Genomic DNA, 9,892 nt, shown 5'->3' on the forward strand with positions numbered 1-9,892 from the left:
AAAAAGAACCAATAACGTTTTGATATTCATCAACGAGTGCCCACACAGATTGATAGGTTTAAATTGTTAAAGAGCTTTACTTGTTGAGCGTTCCTTTAGTCAGGAGCCTCTCGAAGTGGACGGCCATTCTAGCGAACTGGGTTCCAGTGTCAAACACTTTTTCCTGCTAATTTTTCAAAGCATCTTAAATGCTTATCACCGTCTTGTCACTCAGTTCAAACCGCTTGGTTATCCTTGGCAACGGAGGCGCATTATAGAGAGATTAATCCTTTACACAAGGTCAAAAACAAAAAAAAACCGCCAGCAGCGACCATTCGAACACTATTCACTCAAAGCGTTTAAAATAGGTACGATTGAGCCTTGATTTCGGCCAATCGAACCTACAGTTCTTACTTTAACTATTGGTGAGCAATAATGCGGTCATTGTTTACTAATAGCTGTACTTTCTTATCTGGATTAATTTTTCCTGCCAATATTGCTTTCGCTAGCGGGTTCTCGACACTTTGCTGAATCGCTCTTTTCAAAGGTCGCGCACCATATACTGGGTCAAAACCAACTTGAGCAATTAGCTTCAGTGCTTTATCTGAGACTTCAAGTTCATAACCGTTATCTTCCATCCGTTGACTTAAATGCTGCAATTGAATCAAAGCTATAGACTCAATGTGCTCTTGACCTAATGGGTGGAACACAACACTTTCATCAACACGATTCAAAAACTCAGGACGGAAATGCTTACCTACGACTTCCATCACCTCATTCTTTATTCCTTGATAGTCGAGTGTGTTGATATTCTCTTGGATTCTCGAAGAACCAAGGTTAGATGTCATGATCACCACCGTATTTCTAAAGTCGACTGTGCGACCTTGCCCGTCAGTTAGGCGTCCATCATCAAGAACCTGAAGTAGGATATTGAAAACATCAGGGTGCGCTTTCTCTACTTCATCTAACAAAATCACTGAGTATGGCTTGCGACGCACTGCTTCTGTTAAGTAGCCACCTTCTTCATATCCAACGTAACCCGGAGGAGCACCAACCAAACGGGCGACGGAATGCTTCTCCATAAATTCAGACATATCGATACGTACCATTGCATCGTCACTATCAAACATGAAGTTCGCGAGCGTTTTACACAGCTCAGTTTTACCCACGCCCGTTGGACCAAGGAATAAGAACGAGCCAATCGGCTTATTCGGATCCGATAAACCTGCCCGACTACGACGAATCGCATTCGAAACGACTTCGACCGCTTCTGCTTGGCCAATAACGCGCTTGTGCAGAACGCCCTCCATTTTAAGAAGCTTCTCTTTCTCTGCTTCTAGCATTTTAGAAACAGGAATGCCCGTTTGCTTCGATAGTACTTCTGCAATTTCTGCATCGGTGACCTTATTACGCAGCAGGGTCATTTCTTGCATTTCAGCTTGAGTCGCAAGGTCTAGTTGCTTCTCTAATTCTGGAATACGGCCATATTGCAGCTCAGACATTCGGTTAAGATCACCAGCGCGTCTCGCAAAGTCCATATCCATACGAGCTTGTTCTAGCTCTGATTTAATATGTTGCGTGCCAGATAACGCGGCTTTTTCTGCATTCCACACTTCTTCCAGCTCTGCAAACTCTCTTTCTTTATCTGAAAGCTCAGCTTGTAAGGTGCGAAGACGTTTTTCACTCGCTTCGTCATTTTCATTGGTAAGCGCTTGCTGCTCGATCTTGAGTTGGATGATCTTACGTTCGAGCTTATCCAGTGATTCCGGTTTTGAATCGATCTGCATACGAATACTCGAAGCCGCTTCATCAATAAGATCAATCGCCTTATCGGGCAGTTGACGATCAGAAACGTATCTGTGGGATAAAGTTGCCGCAGCTACAATCGCTGGATCGGTAATTTCTACATGATGGTGAAGTTCATAACGTTCTTTTAAACCACGAAGAATAGCGACCGTATCTTCCACGGTTGGCTCATCGACTATCACTTTTTGGAAACGACGCTCCAGCGCAGGGTCTTTCTCTATATATTGACGATACTCATCCAGTGTCGTTGCACCTACACAATGCAGTTCACCACGGGCCAGTGCAGGTTTCAGCATATTACCCGCATCCATGGATCCTTCACCTTTACCCGCTCCGACCATAGTGTGAATTTCATCAATGAAGAGAATGATATTGCCCTCTTCTTTCGATAATTCATTGAGCACTGATTTCAAGCGCTCTTCAAATTCACCTCGATATTTAGCGCCAGCAATCAAAGACCCCATATCTAGCGACAGTACGCGTCGGCCTCTTAAACCTTCGGGTACTTCATTATTGATAATACGCTGCGCTAAACCTTCGACGATGGCAGTTTTACCTACCCCAGGCTCACCGATAATCACAGGGTTGTTTTTAGTACGGCGTTGCAGAACTTGAATGGTGCGGCGAATTTCGTCATCTCGACCAATGACAGGATCTAGCTTACCTTGCTCTGCTCTTTCGGTCAGATTAATAGTGAACTTCTCTAATGCTTGGCGTCTGTCTTCTGCATTCGGGTCATCGACCTTCTGACCACCGCGTACTTGCTCGATGGCTTGAGATAGTTTTTGTTGGGTAAGACCGAGCTCTTTAAGTAGGTTCCCTAAAGGGCCTTTATCTTCGATTGCAGCAAGTAGGAAAACTTCTGAAGAGATGTAACTGTCTTGACGCTTTTGTGCGACCTTATCACAGAGGTTGAACAGCGTTCCCATGGCATTAGATAGCTGAACGTCCCCCCCGATGCCGCTGACTTTCGGTACGCGGTCTAACATTTCGCTCAGCTTAGAACGCAATTGAACTACGTCAACATTCAGCATGGTGAGCAATGGACGAATTGCACTGCCATCTTGATTAAGCAACGACACCATTAGGTGCACAGGTTCTATATATTGATGATCACGACCTAATGCGAGCGACTGAGCATCAGATATCGCTATTTGAAATTTACTCGTGAATCGATCGAGACGCATGCTAACCTTCCTAATCTTAGATATGTTTACCTTATGATTAGAAGATGGATACGATAATGGGGATTTTCAAGGGATAAGAATGAAGAATGGCACTGTTCTAAAAATATAAATCAATTGGCTAAGTCGTTGCCTAAATTGCAATTACTCTAACCAAATAAAAGTCGCCTGACGCCCAGTGATACCATCACGGCGATAAGAGTAGAAAGCATCGGAATCGGCATAGGTACATAGATTAGAATCGGTCACTTCCAACACGCCTACTTTATGCAGTCGTTGTGTAGCAAGTTGAGACATATTCGCTAGCCATTTGCCCGCTTCAGGTTTGGCTTTAAATGCGAGCTTAGCTTGAGGATCAAAACGAACAAAAGCTTCCAGCACATCATCACCAACCTCAAACGCATCTTTACCAATAGCAGGACCAAGCCAAGCCATAATTTGGTTATCTGAATCTAGGTTTGAAAACTTTGCGACTGCATTTTCAAGAATACCACCAGCCAGACCACGCCAACCTGCATGAACAGCAGCGACTTGAGAGCCTTTGGTATCAGTAAGAATGACTGGCAAACAATCGGCCGTCATCGCAGAACAGACGACCCCCGTGGCCGTGGTAAATGCACCATCAGCATCGAGAATATCCGTCGTCGGCTCTAAAACCGTAACAACATCCGTTGAGTGAGTTTGATTTAACCAGACAGGTGAAGCAGGCATGTTAGCTTGTTGCTTAAGCCATGCTCGGTTGCTTTCAACAAGCGAAACATCATCCCCAACATGCGTACCTAGGTTTAATCCTTGATACGCACCAGTAGAAAACCCTCCAATTCGTGTAGAAGCAACTGCTTTGACGTTTTTAGGGGCATTCCAGTTAGGGACGATCATCGACATAATTAAATATCGTCTTCTATGTTTTCGCGAGCATCGACACGCAACGCTTCAGCCATCACAACCATGTCATTAGGCACAGGTGCGTGGAACTCAACGTCTTCACCGGTAATTGGGTGAACAAATTTCAACATAACTGCGTGCAGTGCTTGGCGATCAAAAGAACGGATCATTGTTGTCAGTTCTTCAGAGGCACCTTTGGGAATACGAGCTCGACCGCCGTACGCAATATCACCCAACAGCGGATGCTGAAGGTAAGACATGTGGACACGGATTTGGTGAGTACGGCCCGTTTCTAGACGTAGACGAATACGAGTATGCTCACGGAAGTGTTCAGCAACACGGTAGTGAGTCACCGCAGGCTTACCTAACTCATTGACGTCCATTAAGGTGCGCTTGGTTGCATGACGGCTAATGCCTTTTTCGACCACACCACCAGCGGTCATTTTGCCAATGGCAATCGCTTCATATTCACGAGTGATACGACGCTTAGCAAGAGCACGCACAAGACGAGTTTGCGCTGGAACCGTTTTAGCTACAACCATTAGACCCGTTGTGTCTTTATCCAGACGGTGCACAATACCAGCACGTGGTACTTCTGCAATCTGAGGGTAATGGAAAAGCAGTGCGTTTAGTATGGTTCCATCCGGCGTCCCTGCTCCTGGGTGCACAACCAGGTCGCGAGGCTTATTGATAACCAATAAATGTTCATCTTCATAGACAATGTCTAGAGGAATGTCTTGTGCTTCCCAGCGCTCCTCATCTGCAAGTTCAGCTTGCAAGATGATCTCTTCACCGCCCAAAACCTTAACGCGTGGCTTGGTAATAACTTCGCCATCCACTTGGATTTTGCCGTCAAGAAGCCACTCTTTAATGCGAGAGCGAGAAAAATCGGTAAAGAGTTCAGCGACAGCTTGGTCTAAACGTTGACCTAGCTGGCTGCTTTTTACTGTGTCTGTTAATGTGATCTGCTGAGCCATATCGAACTTTTTTAAAAACCGTGAGACTAATACCCATTAGTATGGATAGAATAGAATAATTGCATCATTGTATCTGTTACTGGTTAGAAAGTAACGGAAGCTTACGAAATATTTAATTCAAGGAATCGACGCCTGACATGAAACACCTTACTTTATCGGGTCTACTAGCCGTATCACTCTTGGTTGGTTGTTCAACTACTGAAGAGATAGTGCCAGATGTGCCACCATCGGTTCTCTACTCCGAGGCTCAACAATCACTACAAAGTGGTAACTGGCTTTCAGCAATTGAACAGCTAGAAGCCCTAGACTCTCGTTACCCATTCGGCGCCTATTCAGAACAAGTTCAACTGGATTTAATTTACGCATATTACAAAAATGATGATTTAGCACTTGGTCTTGCCACCATTTCACGATTCTTGCGTTTAAACCCAACTCATGAAAAACAAGACTGGGTACTGTACATGCGTGGCTTAACGCATATGGCTCAAGATAGAAACTTCATGCACGACATTTTTAATATCGACCGAAGTGACCGAGATCCAGAGCCAGTGAAGCTTGCCTTTGCTGACTTCAAACGCTTACTGGAGCGCTTTCCAACTAGCCCATATGCTGAAGATGCGCAAAAACGTATGTACTCACTTAAAAATCGTTTAGCGGATTACGATCTCGCTACAGCTGATTTCTACCTACGTCGTAAAGCTTGGATCGCCGCAATAAACCGCTCACAAGAACTGCAAAAAACGTATCCTGACACCATAGCAGCACGTAAGTCTTTAAAAATCCAGCTCGAAGCCTATAAACAACTCGGCTTAGAAGACCCGGTTCGGAGAACTGAAGAGCTGATTGAGCTAAATCCACTACCTTAATCACTCCATAAAATGCCTTCAAAGACGCGCTAATTTATTAGCGCGTCTTTTTTGAATATCCTGCAAACTTGATGCATCCCCTTATCCGCATTACTATTGATGAATAACTCTTAACAAAACATCAACATGAGGCGTAGGTGTGAGCAAGTTATTAATCTTGATTTGGATAACGCTATTTAGCCAATTATCTTACGCATTAGAACTGTCTCCACTGAGCAATAAACCTTATGTAGGAGACTTAGACGTACTCAAAACCAAAGGAACAGTGAGAGTATTAGTGTCTGCTGATCTGGGCTTTTATTATATAGAAGACGGAAGGCCAAAAGGCATCTTGGCAGAAACGCTCTACCATTTTGAGAAAAAACTTCGACAAAACCATCCTGGGCTTAACGTCCAAATTATTCCTGTTCAGCGCGATGCTCTCCTCCCGTCTTTAGAAGCTGGCTATGGCGATATCGCGGCGGCGAACCTCACCATCACCGACAAGCGCAGGCAAACGGTCGATTTTTCCGATCCAATGATCAAAAACATACAAGAAATTATCATTACAGGAAAAAGCTCAGAGTCCATTACCGATATAAAACATTTAAGTGGGCGAAAAGTATGGGTGCGTGCAAGCTCAAGTTATTTTGAAAGTGTACAAGCCATCAATAAAAAGCTGAATAAAATGGGGTTGTCACCGCTACACGTTCATTTTATTGAAGAGTCATTACAAGACTATGAACTGATCGAATTAGTTAACCAAGGCTATATTCAAAGCACCATTCTCGATAGCCACAAGACAAAGCTATGGACGGATATGATGAGTAATATTCAGCTGCACACTCAATTACCGTTACGTGAAAATAGCCAAATAGCTTGGGCACTGAGAAAAAACAGCCCCCTCCTAAAGCAAGAGATAAACCAATATGTTAAGACCGCAAAATCAGGCACACTACAAGGGAATGTTATCTATAACAAATACATAGAGAATACGCGCTGGTTAGGTAGGGCACTCAACCCAGATAAAGTCGATCGAGTCGCTAAACTGGCCGATGTATTTGAAAAGTATTCGAGTCAATACGAATTTGACCCTTTGATGATGTCAGCGCAAGGATTCCAAGAATCAGGACTGGATCAGAGCAGGATATCTCATCGCGGTGCTATTGGCGTGATGCAGGTACTGCCAAGTACAGCGAAAGACAAAAACGTCAACATCATGAACATTCACAAGGTGGACAACAATATCCATGCGGGTGTGAAGTATATGCGTTTTATCAAGGACCGATATTTTGACGACCCAGCAATATCGGCGGACAACCAAATCTACTTCACCTTGGCTTCTTACAATGCAGGACCGGCGAAGATTCGAAGAATGAGAACCATCGCCAAGCAGCAAGGTTATAACTCCAACGTCTGGTTTAAGAATGTAGAAATCATCACCCGGAAACATGTCAGCAAGGAACCAGTAGACTATGTTGCGAATATCAACCGTTACTTTGTCATCTACAAACAGTTAGCTGTGATTAACGCCAAACGAGAAGAGAGTGCAGCGACACTGCTTGTACCTTATCGTAGATAGACGCCATTTAGCACCTTAAACAACTAACATCTCATCAGAACGCAAAAAGCCGCATAACAAAATTAATGCGGCTTTTGGTTATCAAGGTATTTCATAACGAGGCAACAGTATTTCAGGACAAAACAAAGCCCTAAAAAACCAAACAGGGGGCTTGATCACAAGATCACATTGAGCAACTTTTCATCAAGCACTTTCAAAAAGCGGTACGTCGCCCCTAAAAACCGGATAAATTTTTAGCAAAGCCTTGGGTTCAATTTATCGGTTTTTATATTGATAACAAGCATTTTTCACCAAAAACAAGCCAATTATTGCGTGAGATCACATTTGATTTTAATGTTCATTCCTTTGCAATAAAGTGTGATCTTTATCACGTTTTTTATTGCCAATAATCGTAATCTGGAGTTAACCCATGAGGGATACAACAGAGGAAAAATCATATGAAAATCAATATTACTGGCAAAAACATCGACATTACCTCTGCGATTCGTAACCACATAGAAAGCAAATTTAAAAAACTGGATAAATGGCAAGTCGACATTATTGGCTGCCAAGCGAGCTTTAACGAAGAGCCAAACAAAAAGAAAAAATTTGAGGCCATTCTAACGGTACCAAAAGGCCAACTTGTTGCTTCATCTGTTCATGACGATCTCTACGCTGCCATCAACGAAGTAGAACAAAAACTAGAACGTCAACTCAACAAGCTACGCCATAAACCAGAAGCTCGTCGTGCTGAGAAGCCTGAAATTGAAGAGCTAGAAGCTGAAGTCGAATAAGGAAATATAACAGATTAAAAAATAGCGCCTCAGGGCGTTATTTTTTTGCTTGACGCTCGTAGCTCGCTTGCTTATTGTGGTTAAACATACATAAAACAATTACTTTTTATGCACACTCAATCTTTGTTTATTTTTGACTTCTTTTTTCTTCCGTAAATCGGAGGCTAAGTCGTTTTAGAAAAACAAGTCAAAAACGAACAAGAAGCCTCCCACACTAGGGGGGCTTTTTTATAAGGACACATTTATGACTGACCACTCAATTTCGCTGGATGATATCCGCCTGCGTCTCAATGATTTAGATGATGAACTGTTGAGTTTACTCTCAGAACGCCGCAAGCTCAGCATCGAGGTTGCTAAAAGTAAGGTAGAAACATCAAAACCTGTACGCGATGCCGTCCGTGAGCAGCAGCTTCTGGTTAAACTGATCAACAACGGTAAAGATAAGTACAAGCTTGATGCGCAGTACATTACCAAACTGTTTCACACCATCATTGAAGATTCAGTTCTGCTTCAGCAGTCATACCTGCAAAACCTTGCTAACCCACAAAGCCGTAAGCCACTGGCTCGCGTCGCTTTTCTTGGTTCAAAAGGGTCATACTCTCACCTTGCAAGCCGAGAGTATTTCAGCCGTAAGAACATGGAGTTAATTGAACTAAACTGTAATCACTTCAAAGAAGTCGCTTCGACGGTAGAGTCAGGCCATGCCGATTACGGTGTACTGCCAATTGAGAACACCAGCTCTGGCTCAATCAATGAAGTTTACGACCTACTGCAACACACCACGCTATACATTGTTGGTGAACTGTCACAACCGATTGAACACTGCCTGGTTGCGAAAAGTGATATTCGTTTAGAAGATATCAAAACACTGTATTCGCACCCACAACCTCACCAGCAGTGCAGCGAGTTCTTAAGCCGCCTAAAAGGTGTGAAGCTTGAGTCGTGCGCAAGTACAGCAGATGCGATGAAAAAGGTGAAAGAGCTAGAAGGCAACGATGTGGCGGCAATTGGCCATGCAGCGAGCGGTAAGCTTTATGGCCTACAGTCAATCCAAGGTAATATTGCGAACCAAACAGAAAACCACACTCGCTTTATCGTTGTGGCGCGTAAGCCAGTTGAAGTATCCACTCAAATCCCGGCGAAAACGACACTGATTATGTCGACCTCTCAAGAAGCAGGCTCTTTGGTTGAAACCTTGCTGATCCTGCAACGCTTAGGCATCAACATGACCAAGCTAGAGTCTCGCCCTATCATGGGCAACCCATGGGAAGAGATGTTCTATGTCGATTTAGAAGCGCATTTAGATTCCGATAATATGCAGCAAGCCATCTCTGAACTGACCGCCATTACTCGCCACCTAAAAGTACTAGGCTGCTACCCGAGCGAAAACATTAAGGCCACTCAAGTTAAGCTGTCTTAGGTTTTTAGGGGCTTAAATCTTAGGGTATTTAGGTATTGCATCAAGGATGGCGAAGACATCAGAATGCATTTCGCCGACTGTAGCCAGTAAGTCAAATAAGTTCACTGCCAGCGGGATAACCACAACGGGATAAGAATAGAACTATTCCCGTTATTTAAATGGCTTACTCGTTAGCAGTGCGCTATCCGTTAAGATGCGATATCCAGCTCGTAAAGATACAATGTCTCGCGGCATTCAACCTTCTTATTTTCCAAAACTCGCGATGAACAATATTTCTAAAAATAGAGTAAAAAACCCAATCATCCTCACAGGAATGCATTAAAGCCATGCAATAAATAGCTAATAAATATTAATTAACATACACTTATACCAATCTGGAAAATTAACTGGTCAGGTTAATCCAGTCTCTGGTGCACATTTTGGTAACTCTGTCTGCACGCT

Annotated in this window: 7 protein-coding genes and 1 other annotated feature; of the genes, 4 read left to right on the plus strand and 3 right to left on the minus strand. The window is 43.5% G+C overall.

Annotation, left to right across the window (positions count from 1 at the left end; all coding sequences use genetic code 11):
• Positions 1-398 precede the first annotated feature (398 nt).
• The 3 genes from clpB to rluD all read right to left on the minus strand — a co-directional run bounded on the left by clpB (position 399) and on the right by rluD (position 4,831).
• On the minus strand, positions 399-2,972 hold the full coding sequence (clpB, locus tag Q1A70_RS17520) for an ATP-dependent chaperone ClpB (RefSeq protein ID WP_299694631.1): 2,574 nt from the start codon (positions 2,970-2,972) through the stop codon (positions 399-401).
• A gap of 141 nt (positions 2,973-3,113) precedes the next feature.
• Positions 3,114-3,854 (minus strand): peptidoglycan editing factor PgeF, encoded by a 741-nt coding sequence (gene pgeF, locus Q1A70_RS17525; protein ID WP_299694633.1) that lies wholly within the window; start codon positions 3,852-3,854, stop codon positions 3,114-3,116.
• A 2-nt stretch (positions 3,855-3,856) separates the two neighbouring features.
• Complete coding sequence (gene rluD / locus Q1A70_RS17530; protein ID WP_299694635.1) at positions 3,857-4,831, minus strand: 23S rRNA pseudouridine(1911/1915/1917) synthase RluD; 975 nt, start codon at positions 4,829-4,831, stop codon at positions 3,857-3,859.
• Between the two features lie 137 nt (positions 4,832-4,968).
• Here rluD and Q1A70_RS17535 point away from each other — a divergent pair, with 137 nt between their 5' ends.
• From Q1A70_RS17535 to pheA, 4 genes are all read left to right on the plus strand, one after another.
• On the plus strand, positions 4,969-5,697 hold the full coding sequence (locus Q1A70_RS17535) for an outer membrane protein assembly factor BamD (RefSeq protein WP_299694637.1): 729 nt from the start codon (positions 4,969-4,971) through the stop codon (positions 5,695-5,697).
• Between the two features lie 139 nt (positions 5,698-5,836).
• A complete protein-coding gene (locus Q1A70_RS17540) occupies positions 5,837-7,258 on the plus strand; it encodes a lytic transglycosylase F (RefSeq protein WP_363318257.1) in 1,422 nt (473 codons plus the stop codon).
• Positions 7,259-7,695: 437 nt separating this feature from the next.
• The gene (gene raiA / locus Q1A70_RS17545) at positions 7,696-8,031 is read left to right on the plus strand and encodes a ribosome-associated translation inhibitor RaiA (protein WP_299694639.1); all 336 of its coding nucleotides are present in this window, start codon (positions 7,696-7,698) and stop codon (positions 8,029-8,031) included.
• A 110-nt stretch (positions 8,032-8,141) separates the two neighbouring features.
• Positions 8,142-8,263, plus strand: a sequence feature (Phe leader region).
• Positions 8,264-8,275: 12 nt separating this feature from the next.
• Positions 8,276-9,451, plus strand: a complete 1,176-nt coding sequence (gene pheA, locus Q1A70_RS17550; RefSeq protein WP_299694641.1) for a prephenate dehydratase — start codon at positions 8,276-8,278, stop codon at positions 9,449-9,451.
• Positions 9,452-9,892 lie beyond the last annotated feature (441 nt).

The organism is uncultured Vibrio sp. (assembly GCF_947488985.1).
Lineage (GTDB): Bacteria > Pseudomonadota > Gammaproteobacteria > Enterobacterales > Vibrionaceae > Vibrio.

Excerpts from the sequence above, each read along its gene's own strand:
- pgeF (WP_299694633.1), bottom strand. The coding sequence starts at position 3,854 with ATGTCGATGATCGTCCCTAACTGGAATGCCCCTAAAAACGTCAAAGCA.
- pheA (WP_299694641.1), top strand. The coding sequence starts at position 8,276 with ATGACTGACCACTCAATTTCGCTGGATGATATCCGCCTGCGTCTCAAT.
- Q1A70_RS17535 (WP_299694637.1), top strand. The coding sequence starts at position 4,969 with ATGAAACACCTTACTTTATCGGGTCTACTAGCCGTATCACTCTTGGTT.
- raiA (WP_299694639.1), top strand. The coding sequence starts at position 7,696 with ATGAAAATCAATATTACTGGCAAAAACATCGACATTACCTCTGCGATT.
- clpB (WP_299694631.1), bottom strand. The coding sequence starts at position 2,972 with ATGCGTCTCGATCGATTCACGAGTAAATTTCAAATAGCGATATCTGAT.
- rluD (WP_299694635.1), bottom strand. The coding sequence starts at position 4,831 with ATGGCTCAGCAGATCACATTAACAGACACAGTAAAAAGCAGCCAGCTA.